The sequence below is a fragment of the Rhodococcus sp. NPDC058521 genome (assembly GCF_042719695.1).
Lineage (GTDB): Bacteria > Actinomycetota > Actinomycetes > Mycobacteriales > Mycobacteriaceae > Rhodococcus_F.
Window position 1 is genome coordinate 41,771 of sequence record NZ_JBHXNL010000018.1, and the last position, 23,752, is coordinate 65,522.

Genomic DNA, 23,752 nt, shown 5'->3' on the forward strand with positions numbered 1-23,752 from the left:
AATCGGTGGACCGTTCACCGCAGGGATTCGCCGTCAGGACCGAAACCGATCGGTTGCGGTCACCAGGTGATGAACGATGCCTGGTTCGAGGGCGGCGTGCCCGGCATCGTCGACGATGTGCAACTCCGAGCCGGGCCAGGCTTTGTGCAGTTCCCATGCGCTGGTGGCCGGGCACACCACGTCGTACCGGCCCTGCACGATCACGCCGGGGATGTCTGCCAGCAACCGCGCGTCCCGCAGCAACTGTGCTTCCCCGACGAAGCCGCGGTTGCGGAAATAGTGGTTCTCGATGCGTGCGAAGGCGAGAGCGAAGCGGGGTTCCGCATTCTCCGCAACGCGGTCCGGGTGGGGGAACAGGGAGCTTGTCGCACCTTCCCAGGTAGACCACGCGACGGCGGCACGGGTGGCGACGTCCAGGTCGTCGTCGTGGAGAAGCCGGTCGTAGACCTCGACGAGGTCGTTACGCCGCTCCGACTCCGGAACCGGCTCCAGAAACTTCTCCCACTGCTCGGGGAAGATGTGGCCGGCGCCGCCATTGTAATACCAGTCGATCTCACTGCGGCGCAGGAGGAAGATTCCGCGAAGGACCATTTCGGTGACCCGATCGGGGTGGCGCTGTGCGTAGGTCAGAGCGAGGGTCGAGCCCCACGAACCGCCGAACACCTGCCAGCGGTCGATATCGAGGTGTGCGCGCAACGCCTCGATATCGGACACCAGGTGATCGGTTGTGTTGACCGCGAGATCGGCGCCGTCTGCGACGTGCGGGGTGGAGCGGCCGCACCCGCGCTGATCGAACAACACGATGCGATAAGCCTGCGGGTCGAAGAAGCGGCGCTGGTCCGGACCGGTGCCGCCGCCGGGGCCACCGTGCAGGAAGACGACCGCTCGACCTTCGGGATTGCCGCTCTGTTCCCAATGGATCTGTTGGCCGTCACCGACGTCGAGGAACCCCGATTCGTAGGTATCGAGCGGTGGGTACAGCGTGCGCAGCTCGTTGCTGCCGGTAGGTGTACTCACAGGCCGATCAATCCGGACGCCAGATCGGGGATGTCGAGTGCCGAGATGGCGCCGTCGCGAACTTCCGGGCACGCCGACGACGTGATCGTGTCGATCCGAGCTTTGTCCCGAACGAAGGCGATGGGGTCGAGACCGTTCTGTGCGATCCACGATCCGACCAGAGTGTTCAATCCGGCCTTTCCGATCGTCGGGGTGTACGTCCGCCAGCTCTGCAGTTGCTTCTCCATGTCGGTGCACAACTGCTGTGCCTGAGCCTCGGTGACTCCACCGGGCACTTCGCCACCGTCCGTGGTCGCCGTCGTGGCAGGCGCCTGCGACTCGGAGGGGGCAGGGGGTGGGGGTGTCTCGCTGCCTCCCGCACAACCTGCGGCGAACAGAACAAGGGCGAAGCCGCCGGCTGCAAAGGCAGCACGGCGGCGCCCGAGCGGTTCGATCTGACGGTGTTCGGTCATGAACACCCCTCTCGGCTCGTGAAGCTGGTGAGCAGCGTCAGAAGCTGTGTTCCTCGGCGGGGAAGGTGCCCGCACGAACCTCGGCGGCGTATGCCGCGGCGGCGCTGCGCAATTCGCCACCGACATTACCGAAGCTCTTGACGAACTTGGCGGTTCGACCCGAGGTGTAGGACGCCATGTCCTGCCACACCAGTACCTGGGCGTCGCACTCCGCGCCTGCGCCGATACCGATCGTGGGAATGGTGAGCTTGCGGGTGACCTGCCCGGCGATATCGGCCGGCACCATTTCCATCACTACCGAGAAGGCTCCGGCCTCCTGTACTGCGATGGCATCGGCGATCAACTGCTCGGCTGCGTCGCCGCGGCCCTGGACCCGGAAGCCGCCCAAGGTGTTGACGCTCTGCGGGGTGAAACCCACATGGGCCATGACGGGAATTCCGGCAGCGGTGAGCGCGGCAATCTGGGGAGCGATCCGCTCGCCGCCCTCGAGCTTGATCGCGTGCGCGAGGCCTTCCTTCATGAATCGCGTTGCGCTCGCCAGTGCCTGTTCCGGGGAAGCCTCGTAGCTTCCGAACGGCAGGTCGGCGACGACGAGTGCGTTCGGGGCACCGCGAACGACACCACGTACGAGCGGTATGAGTTCGTCGGCGGAGACCGGGACGGTGGTGTCGTAGCCGTAGACCACGTTCGCGGCGGAATCGCCCACGAGCAACACCGGGATGCCGGCTTCCTCGAAAATACGGGCTGTGGAGTAGTCGTAGGCGGTGAGCATCGACCAGCGCTCACCTTCGGCCTTCATGGTCTGAAGGTGATGGATGCGGGTCTTGCGCTTCGGTGCGGCGTTCCCGTACAGCGCGGTTTCGGGCTGGGATGCGGACTGCGCATTCTGATGGGACATCGATCGATACCTTTCGTGCCTCGAGGCCCTTGGCGGGTCCCCGGGTGGAGGTGATGACCGCTTCAGTCTGCCACCGACGGAAGGGGCTGCGAAGTGGGTGTCCGGGTGCGATGGGTCACATCGGGTGGCTGCCTGGCACGATCGGTTGTCATGCGGAAGTCGGTCGTGCGGAAGTGTCTGTCGGGGATCGTGCCCCTGGGTATCGTGATGACGCTGGTGGCGTCGTGCGCGGGGAGCAATTCGGGTCACGCCGAACCGGCCGGCGCCGAGCGCTCAGGCCCTGCCGGCACCGTGCCGGCGGGCCTCGAAGAGTTCTACTCGCAGGAGCTGACCTGGGGTTCGTGCGAGGGTTTCAGCACCGACGGGTCGGACCTCTCTGGGCTCGAGTGCGCCAAGGTGATCGTGCCGGTCGACTACTCGGACCCCCGCGGACCCACCGCCGACATCGCGATCTCGCGGGCGAGTGCGACAGGTGAGGCGAAGGGGTCGGTGCTGATCAACCCGGGCGGACCCGGCGCGTCCGGACTCGGTGCGGCTGCCGTCACGGACGGGACGCCCGTGGGCGAACAGTTCGACACCATCGGTTTCGACCCGCGCGGAATCGGCGCGTCCACACCGGCGGTTCGGTGTCTCACCGATCAGGAGGCCGACGCGCAGCGCCAGGACCTCGACATCGACATGACGCCGGAAGGAATCGCGGAGACCGAGGCGGAGAACCGTGATTATGCGCAGAAGTGTGCCGAACGGTCCGGCGTGGAACTGCTCGCGCACGTGGGTACCTACGAAGTGATCCGGGACATGGACGTCATCAGGTCCGTGCTCGGCGACGAGAAGCTCAACTACCTCGGCTACTCGTACGGCACCCGGCTCGGGTCCAGCTACGCGGAGGTGTTCCCGGACCGGGTGCGGGCGATGGTGCTCGACGGTGCGCTCGATCCGGAACAGGACCCGGTCGAGGAGGTGATTCTGCAGGCCGCAGGGTTTCAGGCAGCGTTCGGTGCTTTCGTCGCCGATTGTGTGAAATCGCAGGACTGCCCGCTCGGCACCGACCCGGCCGCCGCAGACGCGCGATTCCGGGCGCTCGTGGACCCGCTGGTCGACACGCCCGCATCGACGACGGATCCGCGGGGCCTGAGCTACACGGATGCGATCACGGGCGTTCAGCAGGCCCTGTACTCGCCCAGCCTCTGGGGATTGCTCCGGGGCGGGCTGAGCAGCCTCGCAGACGGCACGGGCGACTCGTTGCTGCGGCTGGCCGACATGTACGAAGGCCGCGCCGACGACGGCAGCTACTCCAACCTCAACGACGCCTTCAATGCGATCCGGTGTGCCGACGATCCGCCGGAGACCGATCGGGCGGTGACCGGTGAGGCCGATACGCGGTACCGGGAGGCAGCACCCTTCCTGGACGACGGGCGTGGCACGGGCAATGCACCGCTCGACGTCTGCGCGTTCTGGCCCACTCCGAACACGAGCGAGCCGCACACCATCGACGCACCGGGCGTGCCGCCGGTCGTTGTCGTGTCGACCACCGAGGACCCTGCCACCCCGTACCAAGCGGGCGTCGATCTGGCCGCCCAACTAGGCGGCTCGCTCGTCACCTACCGGGGCACACAGCACACCGTCGTTTTCGACGGGGAAGCCTGCGTCGACGACGCGGTCAGTAACTATTTCGTCGACCTCACGGTTCCGGCTGCCGACCCCCAGTGTTGAGCCGTCGTGTGATTTCTCCGTAGCTCACGGGCTACACGCAGGCACTATGCGATCCGGATGTGTCGGGTGTGGTGGAGGATTGCGCGAAGTAACACAGATTTAACGAACTTTGCTTAGTCTCGCGGACATGGATCGCCAAAAGGAGTTCGTGCTTCGCACCCTCGAAGAGCGCGATATTCGGTTCGTCCGGTTGTGGTTCACGGACGTGCTCGGATACCTCAAGTCCGTGGCGATTGCGCCCGCGGAACTCGAAGGAGCGTTCGAGGAAGGAATCGGTTTCGACGGCTCCGCCATCGAGGGATTTTCGCGCGTTTCCGAGGCGGACACCGTCGCCAAACCCGACGCTTCCACGTTCCAGGTCCTGCCCTGGAGTTCGAGCAAGGGGCACCAGCATTCCGCGCGCATGTTCTGTGACATTGCAATGCCGGACGGATCGCCGTCCTGGGCCGATTCCCGGCATGTGCTGCGGCGTCAGCTGAACAAGGCGAGTGACCTCGGATTCAGCTGCTACGTGCACCCCGAGATCGAGTTCTTTCTGCTCGAGAACGGCCCGATGGACGGCACTCCGCCCATTCCCGCGGACTCCGGCGGCTACTTCGATCAGGCTGTCCACGATTCGGCCCCTAATTTCCGTCGCCACGCGATCGACGCATTGGAGTCGATGGGGATCTCGGTGGAGTTCAGCCACCACGAGGCGGCACCGGGGCAGCAGGAGATCGACCTGCGATACGCGGACGCCCTGTCGATGGCCGACAACGTGATGACGTTCCGGTACGTCGTCAAGGAGGTCGCAATCTCGGAGGGTGTGCGCGCAACGTTCATGCCGAAGCCGTTCAGCAACGAGGCCGGCTCCGCGATGCACACTCACATGAGTCTTTTCGAAGGCGACACGAACGCCTTCCACAACCCGGACGATCCGATGCAGCTGTCGGACACCGGTAAGGCGTTCATCGCCGGCATCCTCGAGCACGCGAACGAGATCAGTGCCGTCACCAATCAGTGGGTCAACTCGTACAAGCGTCTGATTCACGGGGGAGAGGCGCCGACCGCCGCGTCCTGGGGCCCGTCGAACCGCTCTGCACTGGTGCGTGTCCCGATGTACACCCCCAACAAGGCTTCCTCGCGTCGCGTCGAGATCCGTAGCCCAGACTCGGCTTGCAACCCCTATCTGACGTTCGCCGTGTTGCTGGCGGCCGGCCTGCGGGGTGTGGAGCAGGGCTACGAGCTACCCCCGGAAGCGGAGGACGACGTCTGGTCGTTGACCTCGGCCGAGCGTCGCGCCATGGGGTACAAGGAGCTTCCCGGCAACCTGGACACCGCGCTGCGCGAGATGGAGAAATCCGAGCTCGTCGCGGAAGCCTTGGGGGAGCACGTGTTCGACTTCTTCCTGCGCAACAAGCGTCGTGAGTGGGAGGACTACCGCGCAAGAGTGACGCCGTTCGAACTCGAGACGTACCTCGGATTGTGAGTGGACGCGCGGTGAAGCCCCCTGCAGCGCGGTCTGCCATCCCCGGCCCCGGTCGTCTCGGTCTCGTAGAGCCGACTGCACCTGACGAGTTGCGCGAACTCGGCTGGGTCGAGGTGACGAAGGTCGAGGTGCTGTGGTCGCTGTCGCGCGCGGCGAACGCGGATCTGGCGCTGCGCACCCTGGTTCGGTTGAAGGATGGACTCGGAGACGAGTGGTCGGAACTCGACCGCGCACTCGACACCGACAAGGGTCTGCGTGGGCGGTTGTTCGGTCTGCTCGGCGCATCGAGTGCATTCGGTGATCACCTGGTAGCCGAACCGTCCTCGTGGCGGATGCTGGCAGGCGACGTCGAGTTGCCCTCGAAACAGGAGGCGACCGATCGTCTCCTCGAATCGGTGGAGGCGACACCGGAGCCGGGTGCTGGGCCTGATCTGTTGATGTACCGGGCAGCGATCACGGGACCGGACGCGGTTGCGGCACTGCGCAAATACTACCGGGACCAGCTCATGTTGCTGGCGGCTGCCGACCTTGCAGCCACCGTGGAGAACGAGCCGGTCCTTCCGTATCAGGCAGTGGGACACCAACTGTCCGACCTCGCCGACGCAGCGCTCACCGCTGCGCTCGCCGTGGCAGTCGCCACCGTGTGCCCCGACGAACCGTGCCCTGTGCGACTCGCGGTCATCGCGATGGGCAAGTGCGGTGCCCGCGAACTGAACTACGTCAGTGACGTCGACGTCGTCTTCGTCGCGGAACCCGCCGATACCGTCGCCAGCCGCCTCGCAGGCGAGATGATGCGGGTCGGCTCCTCCGCATTCTTCGATGTCGATGCGGCGTTGCGACCGGAGGGCAAGCGGGGCGAGCTCGTCCGGACCCTCGAATCGCACATCGCGTACTACAAGCGTTGGGCCAAGACCTGGGAGTTCCAGGCGCTGCTCAAGGCGCGCCCCATGACCGGCGATCTGGAACTGGGCAAGCAGTACACGGATGCGCTGAGTCCGATGGTGTGGATCGCGTCCGAGCGAGAGAACTTCGTTCCCGAGGTTCAGGCAATGCGTCGTCGTGTCGAGGAAATGGTTCCGGCGGAACTGCGCGAACGCGAACTCAAGCTCGGCAGGGGAAGCCTGCGCGACGTGGAGTTCGCTGTGCAGCTGCTGCAACTCGTACACGGCCGTGCCGACGATTCCCTGCACGTGCAGAGCACGGTGGATGCGCTGACGGCACTTGCCGCGGCGGGCTACGTCGGTCGGGACGACGCCGCGAACCTCACCGCGTCGTACGAATTCCTGCGGCTGCTCGAACATCGCCTGCAGTTGCAGAAGCTCAAGCGCACTCACACCCTCCCGCCCGCCGATGACGAAGAAGCGTTGCGGTGGTTGGCCCGCGCCGCACACATGCGTCCGGACGGAACGAAGGACGCTCTGGGGGTTCTGAACGCCGAGATCCGCCGCAATTCGCATCGGGTTCGTCGTCTGCACGCCAAACTCTTCTACCGTCCGCTACTGGAATCGGTGGCGCGTACCGACAAGGACGCGCTCCGTTTGTCGCCGGACGGTGCCACGCGCCAGCTCGCCGCCCTCGGCTACACCGCGCCGGAGAATGCGCTCGGGCACCTGACCGCGCTGACCGGGGGCGCGTCACGAAAAGGGCGCATTCAGGCACTCCTGCTCCCAACGCTTCTGGAGTGCCTCGCGGACACACCGGATCCCGACGCAGGTCTCCTCGCGTACCGGCGCCTGTCGGATGCCATGGTCGATCAGACCTGGTTCCTGCGCCTGCTCCGAGACGAGGCATCTGTCGCGGAACGTCTGATGACGGTCCTGGGGTCCTCGGCGTACGTTCCCGACCTGTTGGTCAAGGCACCAGATGTCGTGCGACTCTTCGCGGATTCACCGAGTGGCCCACGTCTGTTGGAACCGAAGCCGGAAGACGTGTCGCGCGGGATCCTCACCGCGTCCTCGCGGTACGACGATCCGACTCGCGCGATCAATGCGGCGCGGTCGCTTCGGCGATACGAACTGGCCCGTGTGGCGTCGGCGGACATTCTGGGAATGTTGGACGTGCCCGAGGTCTGCAAGGCGCTGTCGTCGGTGTGGGCTGCGGTGCTCAATGCCTCATTGTCGGCTGTGATCAAGGCGAGTGTGTCCAAACGCGGCACGCCGGCGCCCGCCGTCCTCACCGTGATCGGCATGGGCCGGCTCGGCGGCGGAGAACTCGGATACGGCTCCGATGCGGACGTGCTGTTCGTGTGCGAGCCGATCGAGGGTGTCGACGAGACCGAGGCCGTCAAGTGGGCCAATGGAGTCGCCGACCAGGTCCGCACCCTGCTCGGGGCGCCCAGCACCGATCCACCGCTCGAGGTCGACACCGGGTTGCGCCCGGAAGGCCGCAACGGTCCGGTCGTCCGGACGATCGCGTCCTACGCCGCGTACTACGACCAGTGGGCGCAGTCGTGGGAAGTGCAGGCCCTGCTCCGTGCCCACCACGTAGCCGGTGACCCCGATCTGGGACTGCGATTCCTGCACATGATCGACAAGACCCGCTACCCAGAAGGCGGAGTGTCCGATCAAGCCGTCCGAGAGATTCGGCGTATCAAGGCACGCGTGGATTCCGAACGCCTGCCTCGCGGAGCCGATCCGGCCACCCACACCAAACTCGGTCGAGGCGGACTGGCGGACATCGAGTGGACCGTGCAATTGCTGCAGCTGCGCTACGCCCACGAGGTGATGGCCCTCCACAACACGTCGACCCTGGAAACCCTGGACGCGATCGGAGCCGCCGAGCTTCTCGGTGAAGCAGACGTGGAGCTGCTGCGCGACGCCTGGATCACGGCGACGAAGGCACGCAATTCGTTGGTTCTGGTACGCGGGAAGCCGACCGATCAGCTGCCCGGCCCGGGTCGGGTTCTGTCGGCCGTCGCCCAGGTCGCCGGGTGGGGCAACGACGACGCTGGCGAGTTCCTGGACAACTACCTTCGCGTCACGAGACGAGCGAAAGCAGTCGTGGAGAGGGTGTTCGGCGAGTGACCGCCGGATGGCCCCGGCGCGTGATCATCGGCGCCGGGTGGCTCGCCGTGCTGGTCGGTGCGTTCGGTGTCGTTCTGCGGTCACTGGATCTGCACGATCAGCGCCTGGTGATGATGGTGTCGTCCGCGCCGTATCTGATGGCGGTGGGAGCTCTGGGTGTCGTCCTGTTGGGTCTCACTCGGCATTGGATCGGATTCGCGGTATCCCTCACGATTTCTGCAGTGGCGGTGTGGGGACAGGCGCCGTTGTACGTACCGAACGGAGTGCCCGGCGACGGCCCGGAGTTGACCGTGATGCAGGCGAACATCTGGCTCGGAAACGCCGACGCGGATGCCCTCGTCGACCAGATCGCTTCGGAGAAAGTCGATGTCGTCAGTGTCGACGAGCTCACGTCGGAAGCGGTCGAACGTCTCGTCGCGGCCGGGATCGAGGACGAACTTCCGTACTCCTTCACCCGGCCCTTCGGCGGGGGAGCGGGGACCGGGATCTGGAGTCGCTACCCGCTGACGGATCAGGTGCACCACGAGGAGTTCCTGCTGTCCGGTCTGTCGGCTCGAATCGCGATGCCGGACAAGACGAGTGCGGCCATTTTCGCGTTCCATCCGGTACCGCCGTGGCCGACTCCCGCCTCGACATGGGCGTCCGAGATGGACCGTATCGCGGCGATTCTGAACGAAGTGCCTGCCGACTCCGGACCGGTAGTGGTTGCCGGTGACTTCAACGCGACCCGCGATCACGTGAAGTACCGAAACCTGGTGTCGGGTCGTTTCCGTGACGTCGCGGATCAGGTCGGCGCAGGTGTGCAGAACACGTATCCCGCGGACAGAGCGCCGATTCCGCCCATGATCGCCATCGACCACATCGCGACCAGTGGGGCTGTGGCGCGGTCGGTGGATGTCGTCACCATCGAGGGCTCCGACCATCGCGGACTGATCGCGCGAATGGTCCTCGACTGACCTCTTCAGGGGAGGGTGACGAAGCCTTCGGCGACCATCCAGTCGCGGCGGCATCCGCCGGTTCCTTGCCGTCCACGTCGACCTGACGGTTCAGTTCGGTGATCGTTTCGTCGGTCAGCGCGGCCGAAACCGGAGCCATGATGTCCACGACCTCCGGATGCGCCTCGGCGAAGTCCTTGTGCATCGTGATGGCCGCGTTGCACTTGGGGAAGAACGTCCGATCGTCTTCGGGGAGAACGAGGTCGAGCGCGGGGATGCGACCGTCCGTTGTGTAGACGTCGTCGAACTTGCAGGGTGAACCGTTCGCGGTGGCCTGATAGATGATGCCGGTCTGCAGGATGGGCCGCGGGACGGCGTTCGGGTCGAACCCGTAGCGTTCGGCCATACCTGGAAAGCCGTCCTGACGAACGTTGAACTCGGTCTCCACACAGGTGGCGGCGGCCGGGTCGGTCTTCACGAGATCCGCGTCCTGCGACAGAGTAGTGGTTCCCGTTTCCTGGGTGGTCTGTTTGTGTCTCGAACGGCCTCGAACTGCGCGGTCGGGTCCGGTATCGGCTCCTGGGCTCCGAGATAGTTGATCCAACCGTTGCCGGTGTACTCGTAGGTGATGTCAATCTGGCCGTCGAGTTGCGCGTCGCGCGTACTGCTCGACCCCTGAATGTTGGTGAGATCTCGCACATCGGCGCCCGCAGCGCTGAGAGCGAACTCGATGATGTATCCGAGAATGACCTGTTCGGTGAACTCCTTGGAACCGACCGTGACCATCACGTCGTCGAGCGACGAGACCGGCTCGATGCCTCCCGGCTCCACCGACAGGGGAATGGCACTGCCAGATTCCAGCCCGCAACTTGCTGTGGCGAGCATGGTGACCGCGGCCGTCGCAGCAACGGCGATTCGGGTTCGGAACGTTCTCTTCATGCCGTGCCCCGCCTTCATCGCAACCCTTTGGGGCCGAGGAATTCTTCTGCAAGTGCGCCCAACCAGTCCTCGAGCAGCTCAAGGACGACAGCAAGGACGGCACTCACGACGAGAGTCACGTTGTCACGCAACTTATAACCGGTGTCGATCAAGATGCCGAGCCCGCCGGCGCTGACGAGGAAGCTCAGGGTGGCGGTACCCACCGCGAGTACTAGGGACGTGCGCAATCCGGCGAGGATGTAGGGAATGGAAAGTGGCAGTTCCACGGTCGCGCAGCATGAGACGCGCGGACTTTGCCCTGGCCGCGTCCTGCGTCGATGAGGGTCGGGTTCACTTCCTGCAGGCCCAGCATCGTGTTTCGCATGACGGGGAGAAGTGAGTAGAACGCAATCGGAAGGACACCGATCCAGAAGCCGGTGCGATTCGTCGCGAGGAACAGGAGAACCAGCAGACCGATCGCCGGCGCGGGACAGTCCTGAGAAGATGAGATTTCCCAGACCCGGACCTTGGCATAGGCGGCGATCGCGAGAATTCCCACCAGCATCTGGGTACTCACCCGCATCCCCGCGAGGATGGACGGCCAGGCCATCGGAATTGCGATTCTGCTCAGAACGAGGACTCTTCCCATTCCGATTCCACGGGCCGCGTCGGTGATCGCGGGATCGACCGAAGCGAGACCGAGAATGGGAATGAGCAGCCCGAGCAGTGCGAACGACAGGACGGTGAGGATCGTGCTGGCCAGAGCAGTGGCGATGGACGACCCCATCGGGCTGCGATACACCAGATTCCGATTGCCACTGCCACGACGGTCGCAATGATCACCGATTGAACGACTGCGCCGACATGAAGAAAGGAATCGGTGAGAAGTTGTTGTCGCCGTGCGGAGGCGAACTCCCAAGGGGCGCTGAATATCAGAGGTTCACCTCGTGCGGTTCATGAATCATGTACGCCGATGTTGCGTTTCACAGTGCGGGGCGCAATTGCAAGAGTTGAAATCAGCAGGCGTGGCATCATGATTCGCCCGTGCGACGACGACGCTGGTTCCGAACTCGCTCGTGTGTGTGGGCTCGGTCTCCATACCGCTTTTGCGACACAGCGTTTCCGTCGCCGTACTCTGCTTTTCGCTGGTTTCGATGAAGAGATGCCCGCCCGGTGTGAGCCAGTTCGGCGCCTCGGCGATCAATCGGCGTTGGATTTCGAGCCCGTCGGAGCCACCGTCGAGCGCTGCCCGGGGCTCGTGCAGGCGTGCCTCAGTAGGCATCAGGTCTATCTCGTCGGTGGGTACGTACGGCGCATTGGCGACGACGAGATCGACCAGACCGCACATGCTTCGGGGGAGCGGATCGAACAGGTCGCCCTGGTGAACGGTGCCGCCCACAGCGTCCACCGTCGTCTTGGCGCAACGCACGCACACCGGGTCGATATCCACGGCGTGAAGGTGAATCGACTGTGATCGTGCTGCCAGGGCGACGCCCACCGCTCCGGACCCGCAACACATGTCGACGATCGTGGCGTCCTTGAACAATTGCGCCGCTGCGACCCGAACGAGGAACTCGGTCCGGCGACGCGGCACGAACACGCCCTCGCTCACCGGTATTCGCAACCCGCAGAACTCGGTCCAACCGAGAATGTATTCGAGCGGTGTGCCGGAGATTCGCCTCCGCACGAGTCCGTTCAGCACTTCGGGTGACTCGGCAGCCTCGACCAGGAGTGCGGCCTCGTCCTCGGCGAAGACGCAGCCGGCGCGCCGAAGTTCGGCAACGAGTTCGAGTGGAGGACCAGCGGGCACCTGAGAACCTTTCGGACGCTCGGCGCGGGCACATGCGACGGATGCGTCGGAACGTCGGTCGACGAATTCCGTCACGGTACCGCGACCGACGTCGGGCGACCACCGGTACTTCCAGGGGTAGGTCACGCAGAAAAGCGGTCCGCCCGCTGCCACCAGTGGTGACAGCGGGCGGACCGGGTTCGAGTGGCGGTGCCGGCTCACACGTCGCGTCGGCGGTGCCGGCTCACACGTCGCGTCGGCGGTGCCGGCTCACACGTCGCGTCGGCGGTGCCGGCTCACACGTCGCGTCGGCGGTGCCGGCTCACACGTCGTAGTAGAGCTCGAACTCGTAGGGGTGCGGACGCAGGTTGACCGGGGCGATTTCCTGCTCGCGCTTGAGCGAGATCCAGGTCTCGATGAGGTCGGACGTGAAGACGCCGCCCTCGGTGAGGTAATCGTGGTCCTGCTCGAGGCGATCGATGACGGTCGACAGCTGGGTGGGGGCCTGCGGGATGTTGCGGGCCTCCTCCGGCGGGAGCTCGTAGAGGTCCTTGTCGACCGGTGCCTGCGGCTCGATCTTGTTCTTGATGCCGTCGAGACCGGCCATCATCTGCGCCGCGAAGTTCAGGTAGGGGTTACCCGAGGAGTCGGGGGCGCGGAACTCGAGGCGCTTGGCCTTCGGGTTGTTGCCGGTGATCGGGATGCGCACGGCCGCGGAGCGGTTGCGCTGGCTGTACACCAGGTTGATGGGGGCTTCGTAGCCCGGCACCAGGCGGTGGTACGAGTTGATCGTCGGGTTCGTGAAGGCCAGCAGCGACGGCGCGTGGTGCAGGATGCCGCCGATGTAGTGGCGTGCCATGTCCGAAAGGCCTGCGTAGCCTGCCTCGTCGTGGAACAGCGGCTTGCCGTCCTTCCACAGCGACTGGTGGACGTGCATGCCCGAGCCGTTGTCGCCGAAGAGGGGCTTCGGCATGAAGGTCGCGGACTTGCCGTGCTTCCAGCAGGTGTTCTTGACGATGTACTTGAACAGCTGCAGGTCGTCGGCTGCGGCGAGCAGGGTGTTGAACTTGTAGTTGATCTCCTGCTGACCACCGGTGCCGACCTCGTGGTGGCCGCGCTCGAGCTCGAAGCCCGCGTTGGTCAGGTTGGTGGAGATCTCGTCACGCAGGTCGACGTAGTGGTCGTAGGGGGCGACGGGGAAGTATCCACCCTTGGGGCGAACCTTGTAACCGAGGTTGGGGGTGCCGTCGGTGTTGCGCTCGTTGCCGGTGTTCCAGGCGCCCGACACTGCGTCGAGCTTGTAGAACGCACCGTTCATGCTCGAGTCGTAGGACACGGAGTCGAAGATGTAGAACTCGGCTTCGGCACCGAAGAATGCGGTGTCGGCGATGCCGGTCGACTTCAGGAACTCTTCGGCCTTGCGTGCGACGTTGCGGGGGTCGCGGCTGTAGGACTCGCGGGTGAAGGGGTCGTGGACGAAGAAGTTGATGTTGAGTGTCTTCGCTGCACGGAACGGGTCGATCTGAGCGGTGGTGACGTCGGGGAGCAACATCATGTCCGACTCGTGGATCGACTGGAACCCGCGGACGGACGAACCGTCGAACGCGAGTCCGTCCTCGAAAACGTCCTGGTTGAAGGCGGAGGCCGGGATCGAGAAGTGCTGCTGGACGCCGGGCAGATCGCTGAACCGGATGTCGACGTACTCGACGTTTTCGTCCTTGATGAACTTGATGACCTCTTCGGCCGTGGTGAAAGCCACGCTTGTGCTCCTTAAGTCGCTTCAGCCAAGTGGGTATTGGCGAATTCGTCGAGCCAGACGCTATGGACCTGGTGTTGCCCGCTGGTCAACCTTTTGTTTCGCCCGTGTTACACGTGGCAACATTCTGGGCATATCGCGCGGTCTGTGACCGCTCACACATACTAATCGGCCGTCGTGAGATCCCGTGGGCGGGATCGGCCACTTCGGCGCCTATCCTGTAGTACATGGCACGGATTACGGGTTCTTGGCTCTCCGGACCGTCTGCGGCGCTCCCGGAGGGCGTCGACGGCCGGACCCCGCAGAAGTACCGGGGAGAGCGACTGGGCCTACCCGCGGACGGCCCCGGCTCACTGTCGGGTACGGGCCGCCGAGTTGCGGCATTGATGGTGGACTGGCTGACGTCGGCAGGCGTGGCCGCCCTGTTCCTCGGGGAAGGCGCACTGCAGGGTGCGATCGGCACGATCACGTTGATGGTGTGGTTCGTCGTGGGCGTCGTCACCGTCAGCATCTTCTCGTTCACTCCGGGTCAGTTCTGCATGGGCGTGCAGGTGGCGCGCATCGATGGGCCGCACCGCGTCGGAGTGCGAAGGGCACTCGGTCGGCAGGCTCTGCTCGTGTTCGTCGTGCCGGGAACGATCACCGACATCGACGGCCGTGGCATGCAGGATCGGGCAACGGGCACGGCCCTGATTCGCACCCGCTGACTTCCTCGGAACCCCGGAACGACGAATGTCACACCCGTTCGGACGAACCGAACGTGTGTGACATTCGTCGGAAATAGAGCGGACGGAAAGTGTGGGTCAGCGGCGACGGATGGTGCGCTGCACGCCCTTCATCCTCGCGCCGCCCGGCACCGGCCCCTTGGGGAGGGCAGCGCCGCCGCCGCGACTGCTGAGCGCTGCGAGACGGCCTTCGATCGCGTCCATTCGCTTGGTGTCGATGTTCTTGGGAAGCTTGTTCAGGTGCCGCTGCAACTTCGAGAGCGGAACCTGACCTTCGTCGTTGCCGACGATGATGTCGTAGATCGGGGTGTCGCCGACCAGACGGGCGGTCTTCTTCTTCTCTTGGGCGAGAAGTGACTTCACGCGCTGGGGTGAGCCCTCTGCAACCAGGATGATGCCGGGACGGCCGATGACGCGGTGGACCGCGTCGAGTTGGGTGGTGCCTGCGACCGCGCTGTTGACGCGCCACGCGCCCTGCATGTTGTCGAGCGCCCAGGCTGCGGCACCGGCTTGCCCTTCTGCCTTGCCGTAGACCGTCTTCTGAACTCGGCGACCGAAGATGATGAACGCACCCAAGATGCCGAGCACGATGCCGATCGGGAGTAGGAACCACTGGATTCCCCAGATCAACCCGATGAGGAAGAACAGAACGGCCAGGCCGACCAGAGTGCCGATCATCAGCGGCAGCAGCAGCTTGTCGTCCTTGCGCTGCATCTGGAACGCCTGCCACAACTGTGTCCTGCGTTCCTTGGACGCCTGCTTGCGGGCCGCCTTGGCAGCCGCCTTCGCTTCCTTGCTGGGTTTGCCCGCCTTGCTGCTCTTACTGCCGTTCGCCATGTCTCCAAGGATACGTCGCCGGAGTGGTGAACTTACGACCACTCCGGTGACGCGACGAACGAGGGCGGTGGATCAGCGTGCGAGGCGGGCGAGGAGCGAACCGGCTTCCTGCGATGCGTCGCCACCCTCGGTCAGATGTTCCTGCCCTGCAGGCAGTTCGCGACCGTGACGCGCCATTGCCTGTGCGTAGAGACGCCCGGCTCGGTAGGACGAACGCACGAGGGGTCCGGCCATGACTCCGGCGAATCCGATCTCCTCCGCGGCCTTGGAGTGGTCGACGAACTCTTCAGGCTTGACCCAACGCTCGACCGGATGGTGTCGAGGGGAGGGACGCAGGTACTGCGTGATGGTCAGGATGTCGCAGCCGGCCTCGTGCAGATCGTGCATGGCCTCCGTGACTTCTTCCGGGGTCTCGCCCATGCCGAGGATGAGATTCGACTTCGTGACGAGTCCGTAATCGCGAGCCGCAGTGATCACGTCGAGTGAACGCTGATAGCGGAACGCCGGCCGAATCCGCTTGAAGATGCGCGGCACGGTCTCGACGTTGTGGGCGAGAACCTCGGGACGGGCGGAGAACACTTCCTCGAGCAGATCGGGCTTGCCGTTGAAGTCGGGGATCAGATTCTCGACGCCGGTTCCGGGATTGAGCTCGTGGATCTTGCGGACGGTCTCCGTGTACAGCCACGCACCGCCGTCCGGGAGGTCGTCGCGGGCGACACCGGTGATGGTCGAGTAGCGCAGGCCCATGGCCTGAACGCTCTCCGCGACGCGACGAGGTTCGTCCCGGTCGAGTTCGGAAGGCTTGCCAGTGTCGATCTGGCAGAAGTCGCAGCGGCGGGTGCACTGCTCGCCGCCGATCAGGAATGTGGCCTCACGGTCTTCCCAGCATTCGTAGATGTTGGGGCAGCCCGCCTCCTCACACACGGTGTGCAGACCTTCACGCTTGACCAACCCTTTGAGCTCGGAATACTCCGGGCCCATCTTGGCGCGCGTCTTGATCCAGTTGGGCTTGCGTTCGATCGGAGTCTCCGCGTTTCGGATCTCGAGACGGAGTAGTTTGCGCCCTTCCGGGGCGGCGGGGGCGCTTGCAGCTGAACTGTTGGATGGGGAACTGGCAGCGGGGTTGTCGGGTGTGACAGTCACGCGTCCGATCGTACGCCTGCGGTGAGGTCACTCAGAGGACGGGTACGCGCTGGTCAGCTGTACTGGACAGTAGTGAAAGTGGGTCGCTGGGAAGGCTGATCGGCGACGGGAACGACAATCCGTTCGATGTCGTGTTCGGACACTTCCAGAACGCCGTCGAGCGCATCGATCACGGCCGACGACACGGCATCGACCACCTGATCGACGGTGACTTCCCGGCCGAGTTCAGCGGACAGCGACGTCACGCCGGCATCGGTGATCCCGCACGGAACGATGGTGTCGAACGCACCGATGTCGGAATTGCAGTTGAGGGCGAAGCCGTGCAGCGCAACTCCTCGCTGGACACGCACTCCGATGGCCGCGATCTTCCGTTCGGGGAGCCATTCGCCGGACCGCAGCATCGCCGGAAGCCATACGCCGGAACGTCCGTCGACCCGACCGCACTCGATGCCGTGGTCCTCGACCACGCTGATGAGGGCCTGCTCGATGCGGCGCACGTAGCGAACGACGTCCACGGGCTCGGCGAGCTTCACGATCGGATAGCCGACAAGTTGGCCGGGACCGTGCCAGGTGATCTTCCCGCCCCGGTCGACGTCGATGACGGGAGTTCCGTCCGTGGGGCGATCCTCGGGCGCGGTCCGTCGGCCGGCTGTATAGATCGGCGGGTGTTCGAGCAGGAGCATCGTGTCGTGGTCGGTGGTGCCGTCCGCGCGTGCTGCGGCGAGGGAGCGCTGGGTGTCCCACGCTTCGACGTAATCGATCAGCCCGAGACGTTCGGTTCGCATCGGAGAGGGCGAGCGTCGTGCCGATGTCGGATTGGTGCCAGCCATGGCGTCGAGATTACGCCGACGGGCTCGGCCGCGATCACCTCGCCGTCAGCGGGTGAGCACCGACCCCAGAGCTTCGCCGATGGTATTGCGCCGAAACTGGAACCCGGCGGCTTCGAGAACCTCGGGAATCGCACGCTGCCCGGCCAGGAGACCGATGCGTGCGAACTCGCCGAGGACGGCGGTGAGTGCGAAACCGGGGACAACCCACGGTGCCGGGCGGTGAACCGCCCGCGCGAGTGCCGCGGTGAACTCGGCATTGGTGACGGGTGCGGGCCCGGTGAGATTGACCGGGCCCTCGATGTCGTCGTGGGTGAGCGCGAACTTGACCGCGTCGACGTGATCCTCGAGTGCGATCCAGGGAAAGTACTGTCGGCCGTCGCCGAGACGACCACCGAGCCCGACCGAGTACAAGCCCCGGAGCCTGCCGAGAGCGCCGCCGCGAGGGGACAACACGAGTCCGCTACGCAGGAGCACCGTTCGGGTTCCCGCAGCGCTGGCCGGCGTGGTGGCACGCTCCCAGTCGAGACAGGTTGTTGCCAGGAAATCGGTGCCGGGGGAAGTGGCTTCGGTGACGACCCGTGAACCACGATCCCCGTAGTAGCCGACCGCCGAGGCGTTGGCGAGCACGGGCACCCCGACGTCGGCGACCGCCGTGGCCAGAACATCGGTGGAAGTGATCCGACTGTCCCTGATGAGCTGTTTGTACGCCCCGGACCAGCGGGCGTCACCGATGCCGACACCGCACAGGTTGACGACCGCGTCCGCACCGCGCAACGCAGCGGCCGGAACCTGCCCACGTTCGGGGTTCCAACGAGCCTCGTCCGGTGCCGCGGTGGGCCGGCGAACCAGGCGCACCACATCGTGACCGTCGGATCGCAGCGAGGACACGAGGGCCGTTCCGATGAGGCCGGACGATCCGGCCACCACGACTCGCATGTACACCTCCTCGCGAAAACACCCGGGCGCCATCCCGGAATGGAATGGCGCCCGGTGGTCTCAGCTTATTGCTACAGGCCCAGATCCGCTTCGAACGAAGCCTCTTCGAGGCGCTGCTTGACCGTCGTGAGGAAACGGCCGGCATCGGCACCGTCGACGAGTCGATGGTCGTACGTCAGAGGCAGGTAGCACATCGACCGGACACCGATCGACTCGCTGCCGTTCTCGTCGGTGACGACGACGGGCCGCTTGACGATCGCACCGGTACCGAGCATCGCCGCCTGCGGCGGAACCAGAATCGGCGTGTCGAAGAGTGCGCCCTGGCTGCCGATGTTCGTGATCGTGAAGGTGCCACCCGAGAGCTCGTCCGGCTTGAGACCTCCCGAACGTGCGCGCTTGGCGATGTCCGCGATCGCGCGGGCCAACCCGGCGAGCGAGAGGTTGCCCGCGTTGTGGATGACGGGCGAGAGCAGACCCTGCTCGGTGTCCACCGCGATGCCCAGGTGCTCGGCGTCGTAGTAGGTGATCTGCTTGGCATCTTCGTCGTAGCTGGCGTTCACGTTCGGGTGCGACTTGAGGGCCTCGACGACCGCCTTTGCGAAGAAGGGCAGGAACGTCAGCTTGACCCCCTCACGTTCGAGGAACGTGTCCTTCGCCTGTGCACGCAGACCCGCGATCTTGGTGACGTCGACCTCGAAGGTCTGAGTGAGCTGTGCGGTGGTCTGCAGCGACTCGCGGGTCTTGGTTGCCGTGATCTGGCGGATCCGGTTGGCCTTCTGGGTGGTCCCACGCAGGTGGGCCAGCTCCGGACGAACACCCGCAGCAGGCGCCGTCGGTGTCGAAGCGGCCGGCGCGGCCGCCGGTTCCGGTGCGGCAGGTGCCTTCTGCTGCTCGGCTGCCTCGAGAACGTCCTGCTTACGGATACGTCCACCGACCCCGGTGCCGGTCAGGCTGGAGAGGTCGACGTTGTTCTCGGCCGCGAGTTTGCGGACGAGAGGGGTCACGTAAGGGGTGGCGTCGCCAGCGGGCTTCGCGGGGGTGGTCGCGGCCGGTGCGGCTTCCTGCTTCGGTTCCGGCTTGGGCGCGGGGGTGGGCGCAGGTTCCGGTGTCGGTGCAGGTTCGGGTGTCGGTGCAGGTTCGGGGGCCGGCGCGGGAGCGGAACCCTGTGCGGGTGAACCGGAACCCACCACAGCCAACTGCCCACCGACATCGACGACGTCGTCTTCCTGCGCGCTGATCTCGAGCAGCACACCGGCAACGGGAGACGGGATCTCGGTGTCGACCTTGTCGGTGGAGACTTCGAGGAGGGGTTCGTCGACGGCAACCTCGTCACCAATGGTCTTCAGCCAACGCGTGACGGTGCCCTCGGTGACGGACTCTCCGAGTTCGGGCATCGTCACCGGCGTGCCTTCAGCCGACCCCGAGGACTGCGCGGCACCCGAGGACTGCGCCGGTGCGGACGGTGCTTCTTCGGCGGGCGCGGGAGCGGCCTGGGCCGGTGCCTCGTTCGCCGGCTCCGGCTCGGAGGACGGTGCGGGGGATTCGCCGGCATCACCGATCACGGCCAGTTCGCCGCCGATCTCCACAGTGTCGTCTTCCTGCGCGACGATCTTGCTCAGGACACCGGCAGCGGGCGACGGAATCTCTGTGTCCACCTTGTCCGTGGAGACTTCGAGCAGGGGTTCGTCGACTTCGACCGTGTCTCCTTCCTGCTTGAGCCACCGAGTGACAGTTCCCTCGGTGACGCTCTCACCAAGAGCTGGCATCTGGACGGAGAAGGCCATGTCTTTTGACTCCTCGACAGTTGTGTTCGGGTTTCGTTGAGTTGTGTCGACTTGTGGTCGTGAACTTGTGCTCGTGAACCATTGTGCTCGAGTTACACACGCAGTGTGGGTTACTGGTTGGTAATTCAGTAGACCGTCACCCAGTCACAGTGTCGGCGCCGTCTCATCCTTCCACTCTCCGATCTTTCGTGTCCGACGAGGGTGACCGTGTCGCCCCACCGAACGGCGCCGCTTTAGACCTACTGGCCAGTAGATTTGCGCTGACGTCGTAGATGTCGACCAACTGGCAAACTTGTTGGACCGGTACAGGCCGGTTGCCCCACCCGCGTCCAGGGGTGGAGTCTCGACGGAGGTGGAACGTGGGTCTGTTCGACAGGTTCTCGCGACAGCAGCGTGGATCGAAGGGGCGCGGACGTCAGCTGCCGTCCGGAGACGATTCCGCGTACCTCGCGCAGTGGACTCGCACTCACACCGGTGTGGAGGCGTACGTGGAGCCGCAGACCACCGTGACCGAGGTGACCGTCGTTCTGGTGGCGACCGACGGGGAGTGGACTCGTCGCCGTGTCGGCGGTGAGCAGGGTGCGCGGAAGCTCGGGAAAGACCTGAAGATCCCCGTCTACGACGTCCGCAAGACGGGATATCCGCAGCGTATGCGTGACTTCGATGCGCGGCGACGGATCGAGCGCAAGCGTGAGCGCGAACGCGACCTGTGAGTGGTTGACGAGTCTCTGGACTCGTCAACCACTCACGGAGGTCAGCCGTTGGCGGCGATGTCCTCGATGACCGTGATCATCGTGCGCACCGGAACTCCGGTGCCGCCCTTGCCTGTGTAGCCCCACGGTCCGGACGTGTTGTACGCCGGTCCCGCGACATCGATGTGTGCCCACTGCACGTCCTGCGACACGAATTCCTTCAGGTAGATGCCTGCGACGAGCATTCCGCCCCAACGCTGGTTGGTGACGTTCGCGAGGTCTGCGACCTTGGAGTCGAGATCTGCACGCAGCTCGCTCGGGAACGGCATCGCCCATCCGTTCTCGCCGACCTGCTGCGAGAGGGTAGCTACGCGATCACGGAACTCGTCCGTACCCATCACTCCCGGCGTGCGGTTGCCCAGCGCCACCATCTGCGCGCCGGTCAGCGTGGCGGTGTCGATCAGGTAGTCGGGTTCGTCTTCGCAAGCGCGAACGATGGCGTCCGCGAGGATGAGTCGACCCTCCGCATCCGTGTTGATCACCTCCACCGTGGTGCCGCCGTACTGGGTCAGGACGTCGCCGGGGCGTTGGGCGGTGGAGGACGGCATGTTCTCGGCCATCGGCACGGTCGCCGTTACGTCGACCGGCAGACCCAACTCGGCGGCCAGGACCACCGTCGCGACCACCGCTGCGGCGCCGCCCATGTCCGACGTCATGTTCTCCATGCTCGCCGCAGGCTTGATCGAGATCCCGCCGGTGTCGAACGTGATGCCCTTGCCGACCAGAGCCACCTTGGGCGCGCCCTTCTTCTTCGAGGCGTACGACAGGCGAACGAGCCGAGGCGGCCTGGACGAACCCTTGCCGACTCCGACGATGCCGCCGTATCCACCCTTCTCGAGGGCCTTCTCGTCCATTACTTCCACCTTCAGTCCGGCCGAGGAGCCGAGCGCACGTGCACGGTCGGCGAACTCGGCGGGGAACAGGTGGCTCGGGGGAGTGTTGACGAATTCACGGGCCGTCGCGACGGCCTTTGCGATCGCGGTGGACCGTTCGAGAGTTGCCTTGGCCTCCTTGTCCTTCGGCGCGGAGACCAGCAGCTCGACGTTCTCGACCGGGCCCGCGTCGGGGCCGGGTGCCGACTTCGCGGACTTGTACTCGTGGAACACGTACGAACCGAGCGCGAAGCCCTCGGCTGCGGCCCCGAGGTCGAGGACCGACAGTGTGGTTGCCGCGGTGCCGATGCCCCCCTTCAGGCTTCGTGCAGCAGCGCCGGCGGACTTGCGAATCTGCTCGGCATCGAGGGCGTCGGCTGCTCCGAGACCGACGGCGACGATGCTGTCGACGGGCAGCGAGCCCGGTGCGGGGACGCGGGTGATCTCCTCGGCAGCACCCGTCGCACCGACGAGTGTCAGGCCGTCGAGGATCTCCGAGAGAATCGAGTCGTCGACGGTGCCGTCCGCGAGGGCGAGCTCCGGTCCGTCGGCAGACTTGGTCAGGCCGATCACCAACACGTCCGCGCGCTTTCCTACGCTGCCCGCCAATGCGAGGGTGGGTCCGAGCGGTCGGGGTGTGTACGTGCTCACTGTGTCTCCTGAATAGTTCGGATACGAGGCATTCGCCGGGCGGACCCGACCGTCACCGATGCTAGCCCGACGGCACGATCGCGGCGGGGAACCGGATGCGGCGCCCCTACGGGGTCCGATAGGTTGTCCCGCATGACCGACGACCAGTTGCTGCAGGGCCCGCTTCATTCCGTTCACGTCGATCTCGGGGCGACGTTCGCACCGTTCGGCGGTTGGGAGATGCCGGTGTCGTACAGCGGTGTCGTGGCCGAACACAATGCGGTTCGTGAGAGTGTCGGCCTGTTCGACGTCAGTCATCTCGGGAAGGCACTCGTGTCCGGCCCGGGGGCAGCAGAGTTCGTCAATTCCGTCCTGACCAACGATCTGAACAAGATCGGTCCGGGCAAGGCGCAGTACACCCTGTGCTGCACGGCGTCGGGCGGCGTGATCGACGATCTCATCGCGTATTTCGTCGGACCGGACGAGGTGTTCCTCGTTCCGAATGCCGCCAACACCGCCGATGTCGTGGCAGCGCTGCAGGCACAGGCACCCGAAGGTGTCGACGTCGAGAACCAGCACCGCGCTTTCGGTGTTCTCGCGGTTCAGGGACCGAAGGCGGTGGAGGTGCTCACCGGGTTGGGTCTCCCCACCGACATCGAATACATGGGTTTCGCGGATGCGACGTGGAACGGGCTTCCCGTTCGCGTGTGCCGCAGCGGCTACACGGGTGAGGTCGGCTACGAATTGTTGCCCCGTTGGGAGGACAGCGACACGGTGTTCCGCGCGCTGATCGACGCCGTTCGGTCGGCCGGTGGCGAGGTGGCCGGTCTGGGTGCACGCGACACTCTCCGGACCGAGATGGGATATCCGTTGCACGGTCACGAACTGTCGCTGGAGATCTCCCCTCTCGAAGCACGATGCGGCTGGGCAGTCGGCTGGAAGAAGCCTGCGTTCTGGGGACGCGAGACTCTCGTCGACGAGAAGGCCGCGGGACCGGCCAGAAAGCTGTGGGGGATCAAGGCATTGGATCGCGGAGTGCTCCGTGCCGGCCAATCGGTCCAACGCGACGGCGTGACCATCGGCGAGAGCACGTCGGGGACATTCTCGCCCACCTTGAAGGTCGGTATCGCGCTAGCTCTCATCGATACCGACGCCGGGGTGAAGGCGGGCGACGAAGTGGCCGTCGACGTGCGTGGACGTGCGCTGCGCTGCGAAGTGGTCTCGCCGCCCTTCGTGGACGTCAACACCAAGTAGGCGGTTTCGCGTCGTTCGAT

18 protein-coding genes and 3 pseudogenes are annotated in these 23,752 nt (G+C 65.2%); 7 read left to right on the forward strand and 14 right to left on the reverse strand.

Annotation, left to right across the window (positions count from 1 at the left end; translation table 11 throughout):
• Positions 1-33 precede the first annotated feature (33 nt).
• The 3 genes from pip to panB are packed head-to-tail and all read right to left on the reverse strand — an operon-like array spanning position 34 to position 2,367.
• Positions 34-990 carry a prolyl aminopeptidase gene (gene pip / locus ACFWO3_RS20665; protein ID WP_378581331.1) on the reverse strand — a complete coding sequence of 319 codons (957 nt, stop codon included), beginning with the start codon at positions 988-990 and terminating at the stop codon, positions 34-36.
• Between the two features lie 23 nt (positions 991-1,013).
• Positions 1,014-1,469, reverse strand: coding sequence for a hypothetical protein (locus tag ACFWO3_RS20670; protein WP_378581261.1), 456 nt, complete (start codon positions 1,467-1,469; stop codon positions 1,014-1,016).
• Positions 1,470-1,506: 37 nt separating this feature from the next.
• A complete protein-coding gene (panB, locus tag ACFWO3_RS20675; RefSeq protein ID WP_378581263.1) occupies positions 1,507-2,367 on the reverse strand; it encodes a 3-methyl-2-oxobutanoate hydroxymethyltransferase in 861 nt (286 codons plus the stop codon).
• A 150-nt stretch (positions 2,368-2,517) separates the two neighbouring features.
• On the opposite strand from panB, the gene ACFWO3_RS20680 reads away from it, so the two are divergent.
• The 4 genes from ACFWO3_RS20680 (at position 2,518) to ACFWO3_RS20695 (ending at position 9,527) form a co-directional block, all read left to right on the forward strand.
• Complete coding sequence (locus ACFWO3_RS20680) at positions 2,518-4,080, forward strand: alpha/beta hydrolase (protein WP_378581264.1); 1,563 nt, start codon at positions 2,518-2,520, stop codon at positions 4,078-4,080.
• A gap of 127 nt (positions 4,081-4,207) precedes the next feature.
• Complete coding sequence (gene glnA, locus ACFWO3_RS20685) at positions 4,208-5,548, forward strand: type I glutamate--ammonia ligase (RefSeq protein ID WP_378581266.1); 1,341 nt, start codon at positions 4,208-4,210, stop codon at positions 5,546-5,548.
• Positions 5,545-8,571, forward strand: a complete 3,027-nt coding sequence (locus ACFWO3_RS20690; RefSeq protein ID WP_378581268.1) for a bifunctional [glutamine synthetase] adenylyltransferase/[glutamine synthetase]-adenylyl-L-tyrosine phosphorylase — start codon at positions 5,545-5,547, stop codon at positions 8,569-8,571. Before glnA (ACFWO3_RS20685) ends, ACFWO3_RS20690 begins: the two co-directional genes overlap by 4 nt.
• On the forward strand, positions 8,568-9,527 hold the full coding sequence (locus ACFWO3_RS20695) for an endonuclease/exonuclease/phosphatase family protein (protein WP_378581270.1): 960 nt from the start codon (positions 8,568-8,570) through the stop codon (positions 9,525-9,527). Before ACFWO3_RS20690 ends, ACFWO3_RS20695 begins: the two co-directional genes overlap by 4 nt.
• A 5-nt stretch (positions 9,528-9,532) precedes the next feature.
• On the opposite strand, the pseudogene ACFWO3_RS20700 reads toward ACFWO3_RS20695, so the two are convergent.
• The 5 genes and pseudogenes from ACFWO3_RS20700 to glnA (ACFWO3_RS20720) form a co-directional block, all read right to left on the reverse strand.
• Positions 9,533-10,445 (reverse strand): annotated as a pseudogene (locus ACFWO3_RS20700) (glycine betaine ABC transporter substrate-binding protein).
• Positions 10,446-10,459: 14 nt separating this feature from the next.
• Positions 10,460-10,911: pseudogene (locus tag ACFWO3_RS20705) on the reverse strand (ABC transporter permease); the annotation flags it as partial.
• A pseudogene (locus tag ACFWO3_RS20710) lies at positions 10,892-11,360 on the reverse strand (ABC transporter permease subunit); the annotation flags it as partial. The pseudogenes ACFWO3_RS20710 and ACFWO3_RS20705, both read right to left, overlap by 20 nt.
• Positions 11,361-11,385: 25 nt before the next feature.
• Complete coding sequence (locus ACFWO3_RS20715; RefSeq protein ID WP_378581272.1) at positions 11,386-12,234, reverse strand: putative protein N(5)-glutamine methyltransferase; 849 nt, start codon at positions 12,232-12,234, stop codon at positions 11,386-11,388.
• Positions 12,235-12,535: 301 nt separating this feature from the next.
• Complete coding sequence (gene glnA / locus ACFWO3_RS20720; RefSeq protein ID WP_378581274.1) at positions 12,536-13,972, reverse strand: type I glutamate--ammonia ligase; 1,437 nt, start codon at positions 13,970-13,972, stop codon at positions 12,536-12,538.
• 224 nt (positions 13,973-14,196) lie between these two features.
• Between glnA (ACFWO3_RS20720) and ACFWO3_RS20725 the strand changes: the two genes are divergently transcribed.
• On the forward strand, positions 14,197-14,676 hold the full coding sequence (locus ACFWO3_RS20725) for an RDD family protein (protein ID WP_378581276.1): 480 nt from the start codon (positions 14,197-14,199) through the stop codon (positions 14,674-14,676).
• Between the two features lie 96 nt (positions 14,677-14,772).
• Here the strand turns inward: ACFWO3_RS20725 and ACFWO3_RS20730 are convergent, their stop codons facing one another.
• The 5 genes from ACFWO3_RS20730 to sucB form a co-directional block, all read right to left on the reverse strand.
• Complete coding sequence (locus tag ACFWO3_RS20730; protein WP_378581278.1) at positions 14,773-15,531, reverse strand: DUF4191 domain-containing protein; 759 nt, start codon at positions 15,529-15,531, stop codon at positions 14,773-14,775.
• A gap of 72 nt (positions 15,532-15,603) precedes the next feature.
• Positions 15,604-16,674 (reverse strand): lipoyl synthase, encoded by a 1,071-nt coding sequence (gene lipA / locus ACFWO3_RS20735; RefSeq protein WP_378581279.1) that lies wholly within the window; start codon positions 16,672-16,674, stop codon positions 15,604-15,606.
• 53 nt (positions 16,675-16,727) lie between these two features.
• Positions 16,728-17,504: a lipoyl(octanoyl) transferase LipB gene (gene lipB / locus ACFWO3_RS20740; RefSeq protein WP_378581291.1), complete on the reverse strand. Its 777-nt coding sequence runs from the start codon at positions 17,502-17,504 to the stop codon at positions 16,728-16,730.
• Positions 17,505-17,549: 45 nt separating this feature from the next.
• On the reverse strand, positions 17,550-18,440 hold the full coding sequence (locus tag ACFWO3_RS20745) for a TIGR01777 family oxidoreductase (RefSeq protein ID WP_378581293.1): 891 nt from the start codon (positions 18,438-18,440) through the stop codon (positions 17,550-17,552).
• Between the two features lie 71 nt (positions 18,441-18,511).
• Positions 18,512-20,224, reverse strand: a complete 1,713-nt coding sequence (gene sucB / locus ACFWO3_RS20750; protein ID WP_378581295.1) for a 2-oxoglutarate dehydrogenase, E2 component, dihydrolipoamide succinyltransferase — start codon at positions 20,222-20,224, stop codon at positions 18,512-18,514.
• Positions 20,225-20,583: 359 nt separating this feature from the next.
• Between sucB and ACFWO3_RS20755 the strand changes: the two genes are divergently transcribed.
• On the forward strand, positions 20,584-20,937 hold the full coding sequence (locus tag ACFWO3_RS20755) for an oxidoreductase (RefSeq protein ID WP_378581297.1): 354 nt from the start codon (positions 20,584-20,586) through the stop codon (positions 20,935-20,937).
• A 41-nt stretch (positions 20,938-20,978) separates the two neighbouring features.
• Here the strand turns inward: ACFWO3_RS20755 and ACFWO3_RS20760 are convergent, their stop codons facing one another.
• The gene (locus ACFWO3_RS20760) at positions 20,979-22,499 is read right to left on the reverse strand and encodes a leucyl aminopeptidase (protein ID WP_378581299.1); all 1,521 of its coding nucleotides are present in this window, start codon (positions 22,497-22,499) and stop codon (positions 20,979-20,981) included.
• Positions 22,500-22,631: 132 nt separating this feature from the next.
• Between ACFWO3_RS20760 and gcvT the strand changes: the two genes are divergently transcribed.
• On the forward strand, positions 22,632-23,732 hold the full coding sequence (gene gcvT / locus ACFWO3_RS20765; RefSeq protein WP_378581301.1) for a glycine cleavage system aminomethyltransferase GcvT: 1,101 nt from the start codon (positions 22,632-22,634) through the stop codon (positions 23,730-23,732).
• Positions 23,733-23,752 lie beyond the last annotated feature (20 nt).